Below are 341 nucleotides of genomic sequence, written 5' to 3'. Positions count from 1 at the left end.
CGCGATGCACAACAGCTCCCCTGTGGGAGCTGTTGTGCTTTGGCAGGGCGACTCCCGCCTTGGCGCTTGGGTGTGGCCAATCTGGCAGGCATAAACCTTTAACCGTGGGAGCCGGGCAAGCCGGCTCCCGCATGTTTATCCGCTGGGCATCCCCATTGTCCCGGCTTCCCATGACATACACCTCAGTGCGGATGTTTTAGTTTTCCTGCCCTGTGGGGAGCCCTGTGGCGGGCATTCAACCCATCACTTTTTGAACCTGTCGGCGGCGGCGCCTCTGTCCATGGAAGGCATGCGCCGGCGTTCGATGCCCGGTTTTTCGGTTACACGCGAATTCGGGCTTT

It is taken from the genome of Pseudomonas sp. BIOMIG1BAC, from assembly GCF_001705995.2.
Taxonomy (GTDB): Bacteria; Pseudomonadota; Gammaproteobacteria; order Pseudomonadales; family Pseudomonadaceae; genus Aquipseudomonas; species Aquipseudomonas sessilinigenes.
This window is presented reverse-complemented; position numbering follows the sequence as displayed.